The organism is Legionella lytica (assembly GCF_044626755.1).
Taxonomy (GTDB): Bacteria; Pseudomonadota; Gammaproteobacteria; order Legionellales; family Legionellaceae; genus Legionella; species Legionella lytica_A.
This window is the reverse complement of the sequence record NZ_JBGORX010000003.1, coordinates 1-18,495: the sequence shown is the minus strand read 5'-3', so window position 1 is coordinate 18,495 and position 18,495 is coordinate 1. Positions and strand designations below refer to the sequence as shown.

Sequence of the window (18,495 nt, the reverse complement as noted above, 5' to 3'; positions counted from 1 at the left end):
ACCCCATAATGTTCCAAACAGAACCAATGAAGAGCACAGGACAACCACGTTCAATGCTCGCCTCTTAGTTTTCAGCCCATTGTTTCTGCTGCTAAGAAGACAAATTTGCCGCCGCGATAAATCCATCATGTCCAGCAATTTGTTTGGCTATTATTGCTTTTCGCATTCGAGCTTCAGTCTTTTCGGGCATTGAAACCCTACCCAAAAGCAATCCAGAAACGCCTGAGCGTGATATTTTTATTTCTGGGGCTAATGGAGCTAAAGGATTGGCCTGGGCCACCCGGTCTTGTTGCGGAGCGAGTAACCTATCCCCAGTGCATTTTTTACGCGAATATGCCTCAAAGTCGCTAATGGTGCCAACACTTCTTCTTCTCGTGTGTCTAACATCCTGTTTGTTCTTCAAGAAAACATCAAGCTCAGAGTATAAAACCGCCCGTTCTCTTTGCATGTGTTTACTCACATTCTCTAAATGATTTTGTGCTTCTAAAGCGGTTTGCTCTGCAGCACTATGTAAGGCTACCAACGCTTTTTTCACCTCCCAAGAAAAACCAAAAACCTGCTCATGATCATTAAAATTTCGAAGACGCTGATGAGCTCTAGCGATAGTAGCATGCTGAAACAATACAAATACCGGTGCCGGAACTTGAGTTTTATACCACTCAAGCAAGGAGGAATGGGAGCAGGTACCATTGGTTTGTAAGGTCAGACATTGCAGGTCATCGTGTAACTTACCTTCTCTATAGAGCGCAAGAAACTCTTCATTCATTGAACGCCCGGAATCGGCAGACGAAACAATAGCTGGCTTGACTATTTTCTCAATAAGCTTACGCTCCATAATTTCATTTATGGACAGGGGAGCGGTCACTTTAATGGGCCGTGCCATACTCCCACTAATTGACGTAACAAAAAGGGTTTTCCAACTTTCAATATCCGTCTCTCTTGCGCCGGTATTAATTACTTTAAAGACAAATTGATCCTCGGCAACACAGCGGCACTCAACCACCGTGGCATGTCCACCTTCGGTACTTTTAAAACCGCATGGAATAATCAAAGAAGTTCCAGGTTGCAAGCCCATCATTGTTTTGTGTATTTGATAAGTCATATCCAAAATCAATCCATCGACCACATGAGCTGAGCTGATGTTAAGTCCACTAATTATGGATGCCTTATCCATTTCATTCGCTAACTCTGAACTTTGTCTTACTTTATCTTTAATACCTCCTAATGCCGCGACCGTTTGCTCATCCAGATGGCGGCCTTCTTGTTCCATGAACTCTTCTAAATCATTAGCAAAGTCATGGTAAGCACATGATGATACTTTGCCCTGTAATACAACGTGGTGGTTTAAATTTGTTCTCCCCATTAAATGATGAGAAAGATAAGTTAATTTAAATTGTTCTGGATAAGAATCATATTTATCTGCCAAAAGTTGTTTTACGCTTTGTAATCCAAAGAATCGTGCAAGACGAAATAGCCAATTGGGATAATGGACCTCATCATAATCAACTACAGCCTGTGCATGTGCCTCTTTAATGTGCCTCATTGCTGCCAGGACTGCTTTTTCTGCCGGAGGAAGAACCCCAAAGAAAGCAATGATTTTTTGCCACCATGTTTTCCCATTGGCAAGATAGGCATTGCAAATTTTTAGCGAGGTCAGGAGTTCATCTAAATATTCAAGACGTGCTTGGGCACTATCTTCACGTACTCCCGACTCATGGTAAGCAGAAAATAAAACTAAAGCTTCGTTGGTCAGCTCTTGAATCGTATTTACTTTGTGAATTGGATTGCGGTTGCGCTTATCGCTCTCGATAACAGAATTAACTTTGTTAGCAAATACAGATAACTTTTTTCTAGCCTCAACATGGTAAATCATGCCCGATACATCTCTCGCAGATCAAATTAGATGCCTAATGTATCATTTAAACCTTAATATAAAATTAAACCCCGTTCACTGGAATCCCAACCACCGCTCACCTATCCTGTCGCGGCGGAAGAGGTAATCACTCATTTCAGCCGCGACTATATTATTCCCTAGATTGAGTATTACTGGCGGATTAAACGCACATTCTTATCCGTAAATGCCGTTTTTTCAGTAGAGCGATAGGGATTGATATCCAGTCCCCCGCGGCGAGTATAGCGCCCATAAACAGTGAGAGAGTCCGGTTTACAATGATTCAGAATGTCTACAAAAATACGCTCAATACATTGTTCATGGAATTCATTGTGATTACGAAACGAAATCAGATACTTTAATAAGCCCTCGCGGTTAATTTTTTTTCCTTTATAGGCAATTTGTACGCTTCCCCAATCCGGTTGATTTGTAACCAAGCAATTCGATTTCAAAAGATCAGAGCATAATACTTCTTCAACTATCTCATCAACGACCGTGAGAAAAGCAGGCTCAACCGAGTAAACAGAGCATTCAACATCCAACTCATCAAGAGACTCACCAGTAAATCCTTGTTGCATGTGAAGCTGTTTAGACTGCTCTAAAGGATGGATGGCGATAAAAACCTCTGCCTCGAGACGCTCCTGCAAATCCTTCTGAATGATTTTCTCTAAGGTGGAGATACTATCAAATTTACTATTGTTAAAAGAGTTAAAATAAAGTTTTAAGGACTTGGATTCAATAAGCTTAGGCGTGTTGCAATCATAAATGATTTCTGCCAGCGCAACCACGGGTTTACCTTTGGCATTCAACCAGGACACTTCATAATGATTCCAACAATCAAAACCATAAAAGGGTAGGTCCAGCGGATCCACACCAATCTCTTGACGTTTTCCAGCGCGAGGAATAGGAAATAAGCGCTCAGGATTATAGCTGGGATCATAGTCCGACTTTTTACCTAACTCGGATGCATCAGCCACCGATTGATAATTTTTTAATACTTGATCATTCATCGTATTTCGCTCCAAAATTTCTATAATTTTTGCCGTACTTTTCCAATTGACCGGTTGGCTTATTTCGATTTGACTGGAAATATATCTAATAAGGAAGCGGCCTCATTAATACGTGTTGCTTTCGTTTCCAATTCACGAGCCTGAATTTACATGGAGAGTACCACATCAAAATTTACACTTTCTATAATTTGTTTGATCTTGGTTAAAGATAAGCCCAAGAGTTTCAGTGTCGTAATCTGCTGCAATCGAACTAAATCCTGCTCAGAGTACAACCGATATCCTGAGGATGAACGCTTATCGGGCTTCAATAAACCGATATCATCGTAATAGTGCAAAGACCTAATCGTTAAGGAAGTCATTTGACTGATTTCTTTAATTTGGTAATATTTCATACACTCTCTCCTTGCTGATGATTCTAGTGCATCACGTAAGGTGAGAGTCAATACTTATCTGCCTCGTGCTTTACTTAATATAAAGAGAATTAAACCTATGTCCAACAATCTAACTAATTGGCTGAAATTGATCAGTGAAGTTCAAGCCATTGCCCAAAATGGACTTGCCTACTGTCATAACGAATTTGATAAGGAACGATACACCCGTCTACGTGAAATCGCAGCTGAACTTGCCGTAGAATTCACTGACCATGAACAAGAAGACATTAAGTTACGCTTCTCTTTAGAACATGGATATGCCACTCCCAAACTTGAAATTCGTGCCTTTGTACTCAAAGAAAATAAAATATTGCTCGTGAAAGAGCGCTCTGATGGTTTGTGGACTTTGCCCGGCGGCTGGACGGACATTAATGAGTCTCCTTCCGAGGCTGTAATCAGAGAAACAAAAGAAGAAACGGGTTTTAATGTGGATACTGTACGTTTATTGGCTCTTTGGGATGAGCAAAAACATGATCATCCTCATCACTGGCCACATACCTATAAATGTTTTTTCCATTGTAATTTAATTTCCGGCGAAGCAACAGAAAATATAGAAATTTCCGCGATTGATTTTTTTGATTTACATGATTTACCACCGCTTTCAACTCCCAGGGTCACCAAGAGCCAATTGCTGCGCTTATATGAGCAAGTTACGCATGCAGAACAGACACTATTTGATTAGCAATTCACTATGCACTAGTGATATAAATTAAGGTATACTCACCCCCTAACTTTCGCATACAGGAGATAACAAATGGCTCGCGGAATAAATAAGGTCATCTTGATTGGCAACGTTGGTGTTGACCCGGATGTTCGTTACCTACCAAATGGTAATGCAGTAACTACTCTTTCAATTGCAACCAGTGAATCATGGAAAGATAAGAATACCGGTGAAAAGCAAGATCGTACCGAATGGCACCGTGTCGTTTGCTTTAATCGTCTGGGCGAAATCGCTGGCGAATACGTACGTAAAGGCTCTAAGCTTTATATTGAGGGCAGTTTAAGAACAAGAAAATGGCAAGATCAACAAGGCCAAGATCGCTATACTACAGAAATCGTTGCCAATGACATTCAAATGTTGGACAGCAAAGGTGGCAGTGCGGGTGGTTATGATGATATGCCTCAAACGCAACAATATGCACCAGCCCCACAACCAAGTGCTAACCGACAAGCAGCTCCCCAATCAAATCAAATGCCGCATGATGCATTTGATCAATTTGATGACGATGTCCCATTCTAAATGAATCCGCAAACCTGGTTGCAAGCAACCAGGTTTATCGATCGCATGCCCATATTGTCGCACTGCCTCCAATAGAAATCCCCCATATATTGATAGCGTATACAGGGCATCAGCACCCTCTTATTATGTGAACTTTAGCTATGGCGCTAAGGCCTAACTACTACAAAGCAAATAGCGTAGGCATTCTCAAAACTTATCTGCGGGGGTATTTAGGAAATTCAGGAAGCGATGAATGAAAAAAAGGTTTTAATTTAACAAATAAAAAACCCGCTAAAAGCGGGTATTTTATAAACATCAATAAATGATATTTCAATAATTACTCAGCAACTGGTCTGTCTAACAGCTCAACAATTGCCATTGGTGCATTATCACCATCTCTAAATCCACATTTGATGATGCGAACATAACCACCAGGACGCTTAGCAAAACGAGGACCTAAGTCAGTGAATAATTTACCTACCGCAGATTTTGATCTCAAAGTATCAAAGGCTTGGCGGCGTGTAGCAACAGAATCAACTTTGCTTACAGTAATTAATGGCTCAATATAACGTCGTAAGTCTTTAGCTTTAGGCAAAGTTGTTTTAATTAACTCATGCTCAATTAAAGAATTACACATATTTGAGAACATCGCCTTACGATGACTACTTGTACGGCCAAAATTACGGCCAGAATTACGATGACGCATAACAAAAACTCCTAAACATTACTCGCCAAGACTTGCTGGCGGCCAATTCTCAAGTTTCATACCCAGCGATAATGAACGTGAAGCTAAAACGTCCTTAATTTCAGTTAAAGATTTCTTACCTAGATTAGGAGTCTTTAATAATTCATTCTCAGTACGTTGTACTAAATCGCCAATATAATGAATATTTTCTGCTTTTAAACAATTAGCAGAACGAACAGTTAACTCTAAATCATCTACAGAACGTAATAGAATTGGATCAAAGTCATTGCGTTCTTTATTATCAGAGCGAGACTCTTCAAACTTCATATCAACGAATGCATGAAGTTGTCTCTGAAGGATGCTTGCAGAAATACGAATAGATTCTTCAGCATCAATTGTTCCATTAGTTTCTAATTCAATAGTTAACTTATCTAAGTCAGTGCGGTTTTCAACCCGCGCACTATCAACGTAGTAAGCAACTTTTTTCACAGGCGAGAAACTATTGTCAATTTTAAGTTTACCAACAGATTTTCTTTCCACTTCATCATCAAAATGTCTAATGAAGGAATCAGTACTATGGAATCCAATTCCTCTTTCAACTTTCAATGTCATGTTTAATTTGCCCTTTTCGTTCAAATTAGCAATGACAAGCTCAGGGTTAACAACTTCAACACCATGAGTCAGTTGAATATCACCTGCAGTAACTTGGCAGGGGCCTTGCTTATTAAGAGTTACTATAGCCTCTTCACTTGTTGTTAACTTAATTGCAACCAATTTTAGGTTAAGCAATAAATCAACAACATCTTCCTGAACACCTTCAATAGTGCTGTATTCATGAAGAACACCCTCTATTGACGCTTCAGTGATCGCGCTACCAGGCATAGATGATAGTAATATACGTCTCAAAGCATTGCCGAGGGTATGACCAAAGCCACGCTCCAAAGGCTCTAAAACTATTTTAGCTTTATAAGGCGATTCAGCCTGAACCTTGAGAACATTAGGTGTCAGCATTTCATTGATTTCAGTATACATTCAGCTATTTCTCCGAGCTTACTTAGAGTAAAGTTCTACAACCAGGTTTACGTTGTAGTCTGAAGATAAGTCAGTTAACGTAGGTGCTGTAGAGAAAGTTCCTTTAAACGAAGAAGAATCTACAGTAATCCAATCGCATGGAGCTCTTTGTTCAGACAAAGCTAAAGCCGCTTGAATACGTGCTTGACCTTTTGCCTTTTGGCGAACAGTAATCACATCTCCAGGCTTAACTAAAAATGAAGGTACGTTAACGACTTGATCATTAACCAATATCGCTTTATGCGTAACTAATTGTCTTGCTTCAGCACGTGTGGTTGCAAAACCCATACGATAAACAACGTTATCAAGACGTCTTTCAAGCAGAGTCATCAGGTTTTCGCCTGTAGAACCCTTCAAGCGCGCAGCCATTGTATAGTAACCACGGAATTGCTTTTCAAGAACACCGTACAGTCTTCTAATTTTTTGCTTTTCTCTAAGCTGAATTCCGTAACCACTCAAACGTGGCTTCTTATCACCATGCTGTCCTGGTAATTTTTCAGATTTACATTTGGACTTATGATCACGAACGCCACTTTTTAGTAATAAATCACAACCTTCACGACGTGATAATTTACATTTTGGACCAAGATATCTAGCCATTAAATTACTCCTAAAGTCTTACACACGACGTTTTTTAGGTGGCTTACACCCGTTATGAGGGATACCAGTAACATCGGTTATTTCAACGATTTTAATGTCCTGATCTATAATTTCACGAATCGTAGACTCTCTACCAGGACCAGGGCCACGTACAAATACAGCCACAGATTTTATACCATATTCTTTTGCAGCAGCAGCAGCACGCTCAGTTGCAACTTTTGCAGCATAAGGTGTACTTTTTCTTGAGCCTCTAAAGCCAGAACCACCAGCTGTTGCCCAACTTAATGCATTACCTTGTCGATCAGTAAAGGTAACAATTGTGTTGTTAAAAGACGCGTGGATATGAACGATACCGTCAGATACGACACGCTTTGCCTTTTTACGTACTTTCTGTTGCTTTGACTTAGTTATTGCCATCTTTCTTTCCTACATGAAAAATCAATTAGTAGTGCCTTTTCTGCGACCTTTACGAGTACGAGCATTAGTTTTCGTACGTTGTCCTCGCAAGGGCAAGCCTCTTCTGTGTCTTAACCCGCGATAACATCCAAGATCCATAAGGCGCTTAATGTTCATAGTCACAACACGGCGCAAATCACCTTCTACAGTAATTTTCGCGATTTCAGTTCTCAAAGACTCCAACTGAGCATCTGACAACTGTGAAACTTTAGTTGAAGGTTCGATACCTACTGTGGAACATAATTTTAAGGATGTAGTTTTACCGATACCATATATAGCTGTTAAAGCAATCACAACATGCTTGTGATCAGGTATGTTTACTCCTGCAATACGAGCCATTAACTTCTCCGAACGTTATTTTGTTCTGTCGAAAGGGACAGAAGAATACTATTTTTATAAAAATAAATCAAGCAGATCTTAACCCTGCTTTTGCTTATGTCGTGCATCTTTACAAATTACACGTATAATGCCACTTCTTTTAATAATTTTGCAATTGCGACAAATGCGCTTTACAGATGCTCTTACTTTCATTCCAAACTCCGATAAAAATCATAGTAGACCAGGTAACTTCGTACCTTTAAAATTAGCCTTTTTCATTAAAGAATCATATTGCTGCGTCATCAAATGGGCTTGTATTTGGGCTACAAAATCCATAATAACAACTACGATAATTAGCAACGATGTTCCTCCAAAATAAAAAGGGACATGCCACGTATACATTAAAATCTGAGGCAACAAACATACTAAAACTAAATATATGGCACCGATTAAGGTCAAACGAGTCATCACGGAATCGATGTATTTAGTTGTTTGCTCACCGGGTCTAATTCCTGGGATATAAGCACCAGATTTCTTTAAGTTTTCTGCAGTATCTTTGGGGTTAAAAACAAGAGCTGCATAAAAGAACGCAAAAAACAAAATAGCAATTGCATAAACAATTAAGTACAAAGGCTGGCCAGGTGACAAAGCCATTCCAACATCAGATAACCATCCCAAACCTTTAGTATGGGAAAAGAACTGAGCCAGTGTTGCTGGTAGTAATATGATACTGGATGCAAAAATTGGTGGAATTACACCAGACATATTAATTTTTAAAGGCAAATGGCTAGTTTGAGCCGCGTATACCTTCCTACCTTGCGTCCTTTGTGCATAGTTAACTCTAATTCGTCTTTGAGCACGTTCCATAAACACTACAAAGCCTGTAACGACTACTACAATTACAGCGACAACAATCAGGGTCAGAGCTTGCATCTGTCCTTCTTTTACCTGCTGAAGAACCGAAGCAATTGCTGTTGGCATACTGGAAACAATCCCTGAAAAAATAATCAGAGAAATACCATTACCAACACCCTTCTCTGTTATTTGTTCACCTAACCACATTAAGAACATGGTTCCGGTAACCAAAGTAACTACTGCTGTAAAATAGAATGAAGCATCAGGTTGCAATGCAATTTGCTGTCCTGCTAACCACCGCGCCATACCTAAGGACTGAAATATAGACAGTACCAAAGTTAAATATCGTGTGTACTGGTTTATCTTTCTTCGTCCAGACTCGCCTTCTTTCTTTAATTGTTCCAGTTTTGGAGAAACAACACTAAAAAGTTGGATAATAATGGAAGCAGAAATATAAGGCATAATACCGATAGCAAATACGGTAACACGCGATAAAGCGCCACCAGAAAACATATTAAACAAGCCAAAGATTGTATTTTGTTGTTCATTGAAGAAATTAGCTAAACGAGCAGGATCCAAACCAGGAACTGGAATGTGCGCCCCTAAGCGATATACTAATATTCCAAGAATAACAAACATTAATCTTGATTTTAGTTCAGCCAATCCACCACGAGATTGGCTACCATTATGTTTTTGGTTTTTCATAGTCACTCTTCTATGCTGCCACCTAGACCTTCAATGGCTGAACGAGCGCCTTTAGTGACCCTTAAACCTTTCAGTTTGATGGCTTTAGTTAATTCACCGGATAAAATAACCTTTACATCTTTAATTGAACCGTTAATCAGTCCTTCTTTACGTAAGACATCTAGGTCAATTACGTCAACTGTTAATTTTTCAAGTTCACTTAAACATACTTGGTCAACTGTTCTACCAACACGAGATTTAAAGCCCATTTTTGGCAAGCGTCTTTGAATTGGCATTTGACCGCCTTCAAAGTTAATCTTGTGGAATCCGCCTGCTCTGGCTTTTTGACCTTTGTGACCTTTACCACTAGTTTTACCTAGTCCTGATCCAATACCACGGCCTAGACGTTTTTTAGGACGTCGAGAACCTGGATCTGGTGATAGTGAATTTAAATTCATTACACACTCTCCTCAACAAGCAATAAGTAATCGACCATATTAATAAGGCCACGAATTGCTGGAGTATCATTATGAAATACACATGAGTTTGTTTTACCCAAACCCAATTGCTTTACAATCGAAATATGCTTTGGTTTTCTACCTATGGTACTTTTAACCAAAGTAATTTTAAGTTTCTTTTCCATAATTAGCCCGCCATAACTTCTGGAACAGTTTTACCACGCTTGGCCGCAACATAATCTGGAGTACCGATGTTCATTAAAGCACCGATTGTTGCACGTACGATATTGCTAGGATTGGTAGAACCAATGCTCTTCGCTAATATGTTTTGTACACCAAGAACTTCCAGTACTGCACGCATAGCGCCACCAGCAATAATTCCGGTACCTTCGCTAGCTGGCTTCATGAATACTTTAGAAGCACCATAGCTCCAGGTAATTTCGTGGAAAATAGTTGAGCCAGAAAGTGGGATATAAACCATATTTTTCTTAGCTTGTTCCATTGCTTTTTGAATTGCGATAGGAACTTCACGAGCCTTACCTCGACCAAAGCCTACACGACCTTTACCGTCGCCTACAACAACGAGAACTGCAAAGCCAAATACACGTCCACCTTTAACAACTTTTGCTGTACGGTTTACCGCGACTAGCTTCTCTGTATAACCATCTGATTTTGGTGATTCTTCGAATGCCATAATCGTTCCTTAAAAATCTAACCCAGCTTCGCGAGCACCTTCTGCAAGGGCTTTCACTCGGCCATGATATTTGTAACCAGCACGATCAAATGCAACCTCAGTTACACCCTTTTCACTTGCACGCTTTCCAAGCAACTTACCTACTAAGTTAGCTTGTTCTACCTTGCATTTGCCGGTCAAACTAGCTTTTAATTCTTTATCGACAGTTGAACAAGATGCTAACACTCTATCTCCTAGTTTATCTGCTTGGATAATCTGAGAATAGATATGCACACCGCTTCTATGAACAACTAAACGTGCTCTGCCTGATTTACGAATCAGGGCTTTTGATTTTAAACCACGTCTTGTGCGTGAGTTGTGCTTATTCATGACTTAGACCCTATTTCTTCTTCGCTTCTTTACGAACAATTTGTTCACCAGCATACTTAACACCTTTACCTTTATATGGCTCTGGTGGTCTAAATGCTCTGATTTCAGAAGCAGCCTGTCCTAGAATTTGCTTATCAACACCTTTAAGTACAATAACTGTATTGCTAGGAGTCTCAGCAGAAACACCCTGAGGCAATTCATACTCTACTGGGTGAGAAAAACCTAGAGATAAACTAACAGTCTTATCTTTAGCTTGTGCTCTATAACCTACACCAACTAATTCCAGAGTTATCACAAAACCTTGTGTAACACCGTGAACCATGTTGTTTACTAAGGCTCTAGCAGTACCTGCTTGTGCCCAAGCTTTAGGATCATTTGCTGCTGGAGCAAACTCGAGATGGTTATCTGCATTTTTAGTGATTTTCACTAACTTATTAATTTTTTGTGTCAGTGAACCTTTTGGCCCTTTTACCGTAACTTCACCAGCGTTAATTGTTACTTCAACACCAGCTGGTTGTGCTACAGGGGCTTTTGCTACTCTAGACATATCATTCCCCTCAAGTATTAAGCCACTTCACAAATGACTTCGCCACCAACGCCTTTCAGCTTCGCAGATACATGAGTCATTATGCCTTTAGATGTGGATAATATTGCCACGCCAAATCCAGGAATCGAAGTTAGATCTTTATAAGATTTATAAACTCGTAATCCGGGTCTACTAATTCTTTTAATAAGTTCGATAACTGGCTTACCATGGTAATACTTCAGTTTAACCGTCATTATTTTAAGATTGTTCTCTAGTGCTTCTACAAAGAAATCTTGAATATAACCTTCTTCTTTCAAAACACGAGCAATTTCTTCTTTCAATCGAGAAGAAGTTAACGTTACTTGCTGATGTCTAGCCTGTTGACCATTTCTAATTCTGGTCAGCATATCAGCAACAGGATCATGCATACTCACAATCGTTCTCCAAAAAATTTACCAACTGGACTTTCTGCCGCCTGGTACGTTGCCAATCATTAATTGCTGTCTTAAACAAATTCTGCAAAGACCGAATTTACGATATACCCCATGTGGACGACCACATGATTGACATCTTTTTTTATGGCGAACAGGGTTAGAATTAACAGGTAATTTTGCTAATTTAGCCTGACTGTCCATAATCACCTGAAAATCATCAGATGATTTGATCAGGATTTTCAATTCGTTTCTGCGCTGGCTGTATTTGTTTACAAGCTTGGCACGCTTTAACTCTCGCATAAGCATTGATTTCTTAGCCACAATATCACCCTTCTATTTTTTATCTCTATCTTTCAATGGAAGATTAAACGCTTCTAATAAAGCTTTAGCTTCTTCGTTTGTTTTAGCAGTTGTGGTGAAGCAAAGGTCCAATCCACGAATGCCATCTGTTTTATCGTAATCAATTTCAGGGAATACGATTTGCTCATGTAAACCCATACTGTAGTTACCAGTACCATCAAAAGACTTAGGATTTAGGCCACGAAAATCTCTTACACGAGGTAGAGTAATAGAAACTAAACGATCTAAAAACTCATACATGCGTTGACGACGAAGTGTAACTTTACATCCGATCGGCCAACCTTCTCTGATTTTGAAACCAGCTATAGATTTTCTAGCTTTAGTAACAACAGGCTTTTGTCCAGCAATTAAAGTCATGTCTTCGATTGCGTGGTTCATTATCTTTTTATCGCCAACAGCTTCGCCAACACCCATATTTAAAGTGATTTTAACTAGCTTTGGAACTTCCATAACACTGGAATAATTAAACCGCTTCATCATCATAGGGATGATTTCTTTTTGATAAAAATCATTAAGTCTTGTCATTTCAATCCCCTAATTAAACACGGTCAATTATTTCATTGTCAGATTTAAAGTATCTAACCTTAGAACTGACGCCGTTGCTTTCAATAAACTTAAAGCCAACTTTATCAGCTTTCTTAGTGTTAGGATTATAATGAGCAACATTTGATACATGAAGTGCAGCTTCAGTAGCCACAATTCCACCTTTATGTTCGGGTTTCTGTGGATTTGCTTTAACATGTTTCATAACCATGTTTCCGCCTTCTACAACAACACGTTCTTCTGCAACTCGTAGGACTTTACCTACATGACCTTTACTTTTACCGGCGATTATAATAACTATGTCGCCTGTCTTAATACGTTTCATATCTAATCCTTCTCACAAAACTTCTGCAGCCAGAGATATTATTTTCATAAATCTCTCTCGTAGCTCGCGAGTAACGGGGCCAAATATACGAGTACCAATAGGCTCGTTTTGGTTGTTTAAAAGTACTGCAGCGTTGCCATCAAAACGGATCAACGAACCATCATCTCTGCGAACACCTTGAGCCGTTCTAACAACAACAGCCTTCATTACAGCACCTTTTTTTACTTTACTTCTTGGTATTGCGTCTTTAACACTCACTTTGATTACATCACCAACACGCGCGTAGCGTCTGTGCGATCCACCAAGTACTTTAATACACATTACCTTACGTGCTCCACTGTTATCAGCAACATCGAGCACAGTCTGCATTTGGATCATTTTATTACTCCAGCTCTGATTTAGACCAGAAAAAGGTTGCTGATTATATCAGGCCTTTTAGGGTTTTAAAAGTATATCAACGAAGTTGATTAAGAAATTACTTCAACTAATACCCAGCTTTTTGTTTTAGAGAGTGGTCTTGACTCACGGATCTTCACAATATTACCAATTTTACATACTTGATTTTCATCATGAGCATGTACTTTGGATCTACGCTTCATAATTTTGCCATACTTAGGATGTTTTACTGAACGCTCAATCATCACAACTATAGATTTATCCATTTTGTCGCTAACTACTTTTCCAACCATTGTTCTGGCGTTTGATTCATTAGTAGACATATTACTTACCTGCCTTTTCAGTCAAAATTGTTTTAACTTTGGCTACTGCTTTACGCACCATAGTAATAAGGTGAGTTTTATCCAGTGAACCACTTGCTTTTTTCATTCGTAAATTTAATTGTTCTTTACGTAATGAGAGCAACTCATCATTCAATTCTTCAACTGATAAATTACGTAACTCTTGAACAGTTTTCATTACATCACCTTCCTTTCTTCAAACATAACTTTGAAAGGAAGTTTTGCTTTAGCTAGATCAAAAGCTTCCATCGCAAGCTCTCTAGATACACCTTCCATTTCAAATAGAACCTTACCAGGTTGTATTTGAGCAACCCAATATTCTACGCTACCTTTACCTTTACCTTGACGAACTTCCAATGGCTTTTGTGTAATAGGCTTATCAGGGAATACTCTAATCCAAATTTTACCGCCACGCTTAATATGACGAGTCATCGCACGACGTGCAGCTTCGATTTGACGAGCAGTAAGACGGCCTCTTTCCAGGGCCTTCATACCGAACTCACCAAAACTAATATTGCTACCACGTAAGGCCAAACCTCTGTTACGGCCTTTCATTTGCTTGCGGTGTTTTGTACGCTTTGGTTGTAACATGATTCTTAATCCTCAATCACTAGGCGTTGTCAGTAGATCTTTTCTTTTGTGGCAGAACTTCGCCCTTAAAGATCCAGACTTTTACACCAATAATACCGTAGGTAGTTTTAGACTCTGCTGTACCGTAATCAATATCAGCTCTGAATGTGTGTAATGGAACTCGACCTTCACGATACCATTCACTACGAGCGATTTCAGCACCACCTAATCTTCCACTCACGCAAATCTTAATACCTTTAGCGCCTGCTTTAAGAGCAGAAGTAACAGCACGTTTCATAGCACGACGAAACATAACGCGCTGTTCTAACTGTTGTGCAATGCTTTCTGCAACTAAAGTAGAATCCAGCTCAGGCTTTTTAATTTCTTCAATATTTAAATGTACAGGTACACCTAATTTTCCAGAAATTTCATTACGCAATGTTTCAATACCGCCGCCTTTCTTACCAATGATAACACCAGGGCGTGCAGTTTGAATTGTAACTACCGCATTATTAGCTGGACGCTCGATTAGAATTTTACTTACAGCAGCAGCCATAAGTTTCTTCTTTAATTCAGCACGCAAGTTAATATCCTGAATTAAAAATTCAGCATATCTTTTACCAGCAAACCATTTAGAATTCCAATCTTTAATAATTCCAAGGCGTATGCCTATAGGGTTAACTTTTTGTCCCATTGCTATTCCTCGTCAGACACTTTAATCGTGATATGGCAGGTGCGTTTACAAATTCTGTTTGCACGACCTTTAGCTCTGGGACTAATGCGTTTTAAAGTAGCCGCTTCATCAACGCAGACCATACCTACTTTTAGATCATCAATATCTGCTCCATTATTGTTTTCAGCGTTAGCAATTGCTGATTCCAATAATTTAAGCATTAATTGAGCACCTTTTTTGGGCGTGAACTTGAGGACATCAAGTGCACTTGATACTTTCATATTGCGTATCATATCGGCTACCAATCTGCCCTTCTGAGCGGATAAGGGAGCACCTTTCAACTTAGCTGTAACTTCCATCATATCCTCTTACTTGCCTTTAGCCTTTCTGTCACCAGAGTGGCCTTTGAATGTACGAGTCATGGCAAACTCACCTAATTTATGACCAACCATATTGTCTGTGATAAAAACAGGAATATGTTCTTTCCCGTTATGAACAGCAATTGTTAAATCAATCATTTCAGGAACGATTGTTGAACGGCGAGACCAAGTCTTAATTGGTTTCTTAGAGTTGCTTTTTACTGCAGCCACTACTTTGCTGATCAGATGTTGGTCAATAAATGGACCTTTTCTTATAGAACGAGCCACTTGATATCCTCTCTAATTATTTCTTCTTACGTCGTCTGACAATAAAGCCATCAGTACGCTTATTACTTCTGGTCTTATAACCTTTAGTAGGTACACCCCAAGGAGATACTGGGTGACGTCCACCAGAAGTACGGCCTTCACCACCACCATGTGGATGGTCAACTGGGTTCATCGCAACCCCACGCACTGTTGGACGAATACCTCTCCAACGATTAGCACCTGCTTTACCTAATGAACGTAAGCTATGTTCACTGTTGCTTACTTCACCAATTACTGCACGGCATGATACGTGAATTTTACGCATTTCACCTGAACGCAATCTTAAAGTCGCGTAAATACCTTCTTTAGCAACTAATTGACCGCTAGCACCAGCACTTCTTAACATCTGGGCGCCTTTTCCTGGTTTCATTTCAACACAGTGAATAGTACTACCAACTGGCATGTTTTTCAGGGGCAAGCAGTTACCTACACTGATAGGAGCATCTGCACCACTTACAATAACATCACCAACGTTTAAGTTAGCTGGAGCAATAATATAACGTCTTTCACCGTCTTTATAAACGATTAAAGCAATTAAAGCTGTTCTGTTGGGATCATATTCGATACGCTCAACACGACCTTCAATACCATCTTTATTGCGTTTAAAGTCAATAATACGGTATTGATTACGCTGGCCACCACCGATGTGTCTTACAGTGATTCTACCATTGTTGTTACGTCCGCCAGTTTTCTTTAGCTTCTCAATTAAAGCAGCATGTGGACGTCCTTTATGGATGTTTTTATGAACCACACGCAATTCGCCACGTTTACCGGGCGATGTAGGTTTAGATTTTAATAGTGCCATCTTAATCTGCCTTATTCGGTAGCTGTAAAGTCAATATCTTGATCAGCATGAAGAGTTACAAATGCTTTTTTCCAGTCACTACGCTTACCAGCTGTTTGCTTGAAGCGTTTTGATTTTCCCTTCACGTTGATAACAGATACATTTTTAACTTTTACGTTAAATACATGCTCTACCGCCATTTTAATTTCATTCTTAGTTGCGGTTTTCAATACTTTGAAAGTGAACTGTTTTAGCTTGTCGGCTAAAACAGTTGCTTTTTCAGAAGTATGTGGTTCACGGAGAACCATCAACAATCTTTCAGCATTCATTGTAACTGTTCCTCAATTTGTTTAATTGCGGCTTCTGTAACAACAACTTTCTCAAACTTGAGCAAAGAAACAGGATCTAAAGTCGCAACGTCACAGATATCGAAGTCAATTAAATTTCTTGACCCGAAGTATTCATTCTCACCAACTTCACTCATTACAATTAGAGCGTTGTTAATGTCCAACTGGTTCATTTTTGTAATGAAGTCTTTAGTTTTTTTACTTTCACAATGAAAATCACTAACGACAACTAAGTTCCCAGTACGGCAAAGTTCGGAGATTATACTACGTAATGCGCGTTTGTACATTTTTTTATTAATTTTTTGTGAATAATCGCGCTTTTTGGATGCGAAGGTCACGCCACCGCTTCTCCAAATTGGACTGCGAATCGTACCAGCACGTGCTCGACCGGTACCTTTTTGGTTCCAAGGCTTTTTACCACCGCCTCTAACCTCTGAACGAGTTTTTTGTGCGCTATTACCACTACGAGCATTATTCATGTAGGTTACAACAGCTTGGTGTATTAAACCTTCATTGTATGCGTACTCAAAAACCTCTTGGTTCAGACTTAATTTTGTATTCTTATCTATAGTAGTAATTTCCATCACTCACCTCGTGCTTGCTTTTTAGCTGCAGGCTTAATCTCTACTCGTGAACCAGGAGCACCAGGAATAGCGCCTTTGATTAAGAGAAGATTTCTTTCAGCATCTACGCGCACAAGTTCAAGGCTTTGAACTGTACAACGAACATTACCCATATGGCCTGCCATTTTTTTACCTTTGAACACGCGGCCTGGAGTTTGGTTTTGACCAATAGAACCAGGAACACGATGCGATCTGGAGTTACCATGAGTAGCATCTTGTGTTCTAAAATTCCAGCGCTTAACAGTACCGGCAAAGCCTTTACCTTTAGACGTTCCGGAAACATCTACAAATTGACCTTCTGCGAAAAGATCAGCAACAGACAGTTCTTGACCTGAAGTAAATTGATCTTCAGCGTCGATTCTGAACTCAACTTGCATATCGCCAGCTTCAACTTGAGCTTTAGCAAAATGTCCCGTTTGAGCTTTATTTACTTTACTCGCTTTTTTAGAACCGCCGGTTATTTGAACAGCTGAATAGCCATCAACATCGTTGGTTTTAATTTGCGTAACTCTATTAGGGTGAACTTCAACAACAGAAACAGGTACTGAAACCCCTTCTGGTGTGAATACCCGAGTCATACCGATTTTACGGCCTAATAAACCGATCATCATTGTAACACCTCTTTAATATCCTTCACCCTAACAATTAGTCATCAAGGCTTATCTGAACATCAACCCCAGCAGCCAGATCCAATTTCATCAAAGCATCTACTGTCTTTTCAGTCGGATGAACGATAACGACCAGGCGTTTATGAGTACGTAATTCATATTGATCTCGAGCATCTTTGTTCACATGCGGAGAAATCAATACGGTGAATTTTTCCTTACGAATTGGTAAGGGTATTGGTCCTCGAATTTGAGCACCAGTACGCTTAGCTGTCTCCACGATTTCTCGAGTTGATAAGTCAATCAACCGATGATCAAAGGATTTTAATCTAATTTTTATATTTTGATTGTTACTCATTATAATTACTCGATAATTTTAGCGACAACACCGGCGCCAACTGTACGGCCACCTTCCCGAATTGCGAAACGTAAACCTTCATCCATCGCAATAGGAGCATGTAGGTTAATTACTAATTGTACGTTATCGCCTGGCATTACCATTTCAACACCTTCCGGCAAGTCGCAAGTACCTGTTACGTCG

Annotated in this window: 34 protein-coding genes; 2 read left to right on the top strand and 32 right to left on the bottom strand. The window is 39.6% G+C overall.

Translation table 11 applies throughout. The features are described from left to right. Positions 1 to 91: 91 nt before the first annotated feature. The 3 genes from ACD661_RS09765 to ACD661_RS09755 all read right to left on the bottom strand — a co-directional run bounded on the left by ACD661_RS09765 (position 92) and on the right by ACD661_RS09755 (position 3,293). Positions 92 to 1,873, bottom strand: coding sequence for a hypothetical protein (locus ACD661_RS09765; protein ID WP_400187670.1), 1,782 nt, complete (start codon positions 1,871 to 1,873; stop codon positions 92 to 94). Positions 1,874 to 2,043: 170 nt separating this feature from the next. Further along, a complete protein-coding gene (gene queF, locus ACD661_RS09760) occupies positions 2,044 to 2,901 on the bottom strand; it encodes an NADPH-dependent 7-cyano-7-deazaguanine reductase QueF (protein WP_400187669.1) in 858 nt (285 codons plus the stop codon). 146 nt (positions 2,902 to 3,047) lie between these two features. After that, positions 3,048 to 3,293 (bottom strand): MerR family transcriptional regulator, encoded by a 246-nt coding sequence (locus tag ACD661_RS09755; protein WP_400187668.1) that lies wholly within the window; start codon positions 3,291 to 3,293, stop codon positions 3,048 to 3,050. 97 nt (positions 3,294 to 3,390) lie between these two features. Between ACD661_RS09755 and ACD661_RS09750 the strand changes: the two genes are divergently transcribed. Together ACD661_RS09750 and ssb are read left to right on the top strand one after the other, a co-directional pair. Further along, positions 3,391 to 4,014 carry an NUDIX hydrolase gene (locus ACD661_RS09750; RefSeq protein WP_400187667.1) on the top strand — a complete coding sequence of 208 codons (624 nt, stop codon included), beginning with the start codon at positions 3,391 to 3,393 and terminating at the stop codon, positions 4,012 to 4,014. 72 nt (positions 4,015 to 4,086) lie between these two features. Beyond that, a complete protein-coding gene (gene ssb, locus ACD661_RS09745; protein WP_400187666.1) occupies positions 4,087 to 4,572 on the top strand; it encodes a single-stranded DNA-binding protein in 486 nt (161 codons plus the stop codon). 316 nt (positions 4,573 to 4,888) lie between these two features. Here ssb and rplQ read toward each other — a convergent pair whose 3' ends face one another. The 29 genes from rplQ to ACD661_RS09600 form a co-directional block, all read right to left on the bottom strand. Continuing rightward, positions 4,889 to 5,257 carry a 50S ribosomal protein L17 gene (rplQ, locus tag ACD661_RS09740; protein WP_400187665.1) on the bottom strand — a complete coding sequence of 123 codons (369 nt, stop codon included), beginning with the start codon at positions 5,255 to 5,257 and terminating at the stop codon, positions 4,889 to 4,891. A gap of 18 nt (positions 5,258 to 5,275) precedes the next feature. Further along, positions 5,276 to 6,268, bottom strand: a complete 993-nt coding sequence (locus tag ACD661_RS09735) for a DNA-directed RNA polymerase subunit alpha (RefSeq protein WP_400187664.1) — start codon at positions 6,266 to 6,268, stop codon at positions 5,276 to 5,278. Positions 6,269 to 6,286: 18 nt separating this feature from the next. Next, positions 6,287 to 6,907, bottom strand: a complete 621-nt coding sequence (gene rpsD, locus ACD661_RS09730; protein ID WP_400187663.1) for a 30S ribosomal protein S4 — start codon at positions 6,905 to 6,907, stop codon at positions 6,287 to 6,289. A gap of 18 nt (positions 6,908 to 6,925) precedes the next feature. Beyond that, positions 6,926 to 7,324: a 30S ribosomal protein S11 gene (rpsK, locus tag ACD661_RS09725; RefSeq protein WP_058533024.1), complete on the bottom strand. Its 399-nt coding sequence runs from the start codon at positions 7,322 to 7,324 to the stop codon at positions 6,926 to 6,928. A 21-nt stretch (positions 7,325 to 7,345) separates the two neighbouring features. Further along, positions 7,346 to 7,702: a 30S ribosomal protein S13 gene (rpsM, locus tag ACD661_RS09720; protein ID WP_058533023.1), complete on the bottom strand. Its 357-nt coding sequence runs from the start codon at positions 7,700 to 7,702 to the stop codon at positions 7,346 to 7,348. Between the two features lie 78 nt (positions 7,703 to 7,780). Beyond that, the gene (gene rpmJ, locus ACD661_RS09715) at positions 7,781 to 7,894 is read right to left on the bottom strand and encodes a 50S ribosomal protein L36 (RefSeq protein ID WP_078061441.1); all 114 of its coding nucleotides are present in this window, start codon (positions 7,892 to 7,894) and stop codon (positions 7,781 to 7,783) included. Between the two features lie 18 nt (positions 7,895 to 7,912). Beyond that, positions 7,913 to 9,241 (bottom strand): preprotein translocase subunit SecY, encoded by a 1,329-nt coding sequence (secY, locus tag ACD661_RS09710; protein ID WP_058533022.1) that lies wholly within the window; start codon positions 9,239 to 9,241, stop codon positions 7,913 to 7,915. 2 nt (positions 9,242 to 9,243) lie between these two features. Then, positions 9,244 to 9,678 carry a 50S ribosomal protein L15 gene (gene rplO / locus ACD661_RS09705; RefSeq protein ID WP_400187662.1) on the bottom strand — a complete coding sequence of 145 codons (435 nt, stop codon included), beginning with the start codon at positions 9,676 to 9,678 and terminating at the stop codon, positions 9,244 to 9,246. Then, a complete protein-coding gene (gene rpmD, locus ACD661_RS09700) occupies positions 9,678 to 9,863 on the bottom strand; it encodes a 50S ribosomal protein L30 (protein WP_058533020.1) in 186 nt (61 codons plus the stop codon). Before rpmD ends, rplO begins: the two co-directional genes overlap by 1 nt. Before the next feature lie 2 nt (positions 9,864 to 9,865). Continuing rightward, the gene (gene rpsE / locus ACD661_RS09695) at positions 9,866 to 10,372 is read right to left on the bottom strand and encodes a 30S ribosomal protein S5 (RefSeq protein WP_400187661.1); all 507 of its coding nucleotides are present in this window, start codon (positions 10,370 to 10,372) and stop codon (positions 9,866 to 9,868) included. A gap of 9 nt (positions 10,373 to 10,381) precedes the next feature. After that, entirely contained in the window at positions 10,382 to 10,741 is a 360-nt protein-coding gene (rplR, locus tag ACD661_RS09690) for a 50S ribosomal protein L18 (protein ID WP_400187660.1), read from the bottom strand. Positions 10,742 to 10,751: 10 nt separating this feature from the next. Continuing rightward, on the bottom strand, positions 10,752 to 11,288 hold the full coding sequence (rplF, locus tag ACD661_RS09685) for a 50S ribosomal protein L6 (protein ID WP_400187659.1): 537 nt from the start codon (positions 11,286 to 11,288) through the stop codon (positions 10,752 to 10,754). 17 nt (positions 11,289 to 11,305) lie between these two features. Beyond that, the gene (rpsH, locus tag ACD661_RS09680) at positions 11,306 to 11,695 is read right to left on the bottom strand and encodes a 30S ribosomal protein S8 (RefSeq protein ID WP_472975196.1); all 390 of its coding nucleotides are present in this window, start codon (positions 11,693 to 11,695) and stop codon (positions 11,306 to 11,308) included. 24 nt (positions 11,696 to 11,719) lie between these two features. Next, positions 11,720 to 12,022, bottom strand: coding sequence for a 30S ribosomal protein S14 (rpsN, locus tag ACD661_RS09675; protein ID WP_347573603.1), 303 nt, complete (start codon positions 12,020 to 12,022; stop codon positions 11,720 to 11,722). Between the two features lie 12 nt (positions 12,023 to 12,034). Beyond that, a complete protein-coding gene (gene rplE, locus ACD661_RS09670; protein WP_400187657.1) occupies positions 12,035 to 12,586 on the bottom strand; it encodes a 50S ribosomal protein L5 in 552 nt (183 codons plus the stop codon). 13 nt (positions 12,587 to 12,599) lie between these two features. Then, complete coding sequence (gene rplX / locus ACD661_RS09665) at positions 12,600 to 12,929, bottom strand: 50S ribosomal protein L24 (RefSeq protein ID WP_400187656.1); 330 nt, start codon at positions 12,927 to 12,929, stop codon at positions 12,600 to 12,602. A 12-nt stretch (positions 12,930 to 12,941) separates the two neighbouring features. Then, positions 12,942 to 13,307 carry a 50S ribosomal protein L14 gene (gene rplN / locus ACD661_RS09660; RefSeq protein WP_347573600.1) on the bottom strand — a complete coding sequence of 122 codons (366 nt, stop codon included), beginning with the start codon at positions 13,305 to 13,307 and terminating at the stop codon, positions 12,942 to 12,944. Positions 13,308 to 13,396: 89 nt separating this feature from the next. After that, entirely contained in the window at positions 13,397 to 13,648 is a 252-nt protein-coding gene (gene rpsQ, locus ACD661_RS09655; protein ID WP_400187655.1) for a 30S ribosomal protein S17, read from the bottom strand. Position 13,649: 1 nt separating this feature from the next. Then, positions 13,650 to 13,844: a 50S ribosomal protein L29 gene (rpmC, locus tag ACD661_RS09650; RefSeq protein WP_400187654.1), complete on the bottom strand. Its 195-nt coding sequence runs from the start codon at positions 13,842 to 13,844 to the stop codon at positions 13,650 to 13,652. Further along, entirely contained in the window at positions 13,844 to 14,257 is a 414-nt protein-coding gene (gene rplP / locus ACD661_RS09645; protein WP_058533009.1) for a 50S ribosomal protein L16, read from the bottom strand. The genes rpmC and rplP overlap by 1 nt, the downstream gene beginning before the upstream one ends. Before the next feature lie 19 nt (positions 14,258 to 14,276). Further along, positions 14,277 to 14,930: a 30S ribosomal protein S3 gene (gene rpsC / locus ACD661_RS09640; RefSeq protein ID WP_058533008.1), complete on the bottom strand. Its 654-nt coding sequence runs from the start codon at positions 14,928 to 14,930 to the stop codon at positions 14,277 to 14,279. A 2-nt stretch (positions 14,931 to 14,932) separates the two neighbouring features. Further along, on the bottom strand, positions 14,933 to 15,268 hold the full coding sequence (gene rplV, locus ACD661_RS09635) for a 50S ribosomal protein L22 (RefSeq protein ID WP_400187897.1): 336 nt from the start codon (positions 15,266 to 15,268) through the stop codon (positions 14,933 to 14,935). 9 nt (positions 15,269 to 15,277) lie between these two features. After that, positions 15,278 to 15,556, bottom strand: a complete 279-nt coding sequence (gene rpsS, locus ACD661_RS09630) for a 30S ribosomal protein S19 (protein WP_400187653.1) — start codon at positions 15,554 to 15,556, stop codon at positions 15,278 to 15,280. Positions 15,557 to 15,572: 16 nt separating this feature from the next. Beyond that, positions 15,573 to 16,400 (bottom strand): 50S ribosomal protein L2, encoded by an 828-nt coding sequence (rplB, locus tag ACD661_RS09625; protein ID WP_400187652.1) that lies wholly within the window; start codon positions 16,398 to 16,400, stop codon positions 15,573 to 15,575. A gap of 11 nt (positions 16,401 to 16,411) precedes the next feature. Next, positions 16,412 to 16,708 carry a 50S ribosomal protein L23 gene (gene rplW / locus ACD661_RS09620; RefSeq protein WP_058533004.1) on the bottom strand — a complete coding sequence of 99 codons (297 nt, stop codon included), beginning with the start codon at positions 16,706 to 16,708 and terminating at the stop codon, positions 16,412 to 16,414. Continuing rightward, entirely contained in the window at positions 16,705 to 17,310 is a 606-nt protein-coding gene (rplD, locus tag ACD661_RS09615; protein WP_400187651.1) for a 50S ribosomal protein L4, read from the bottom strand. Before rplD ends, rplW begins: the two co-directional genes overlap by 4 nt. Then, positions 17,310 to 17,960 (bottom strand): 50S ribosomal protein L3, encoded by a 651-nt coding sequence (gene rplC, locus ACD661_RS09610; RefSeq protein ID WP_472975194.1) that lies wholly within the window; start codon positions 17,958 to 17,960, stop codon positions 17,310 to 17,312. The genes rplD and rplC overlap by 1 nt, the downstream gene beginning before the upstream one ends. 34 nt (positions 17,961 to 17,994) lie before the next feature. Beyond that, complete coding sequence (gene rpsJ, locus ACD661_RS09605; RefSeq protein ID WP_058533001.1) at positions 17,995 to 18,312, bottom strand: 30S ribosomal protein S10; 318 nt, start codon at positions 18,310 to 18,312, stop codon at positions 17,995 to 17,997. 5 nt (positions 18,313 to 18,317) lie between these two features. After that, the coding region (locus ACD661_RS09600) for an EF-Tu C-terminal domain-related protein (protein WP_472975195.1) at positions 18,318 to 18,495 on the bottom strand (178 nt) is incomplete at its 5' end.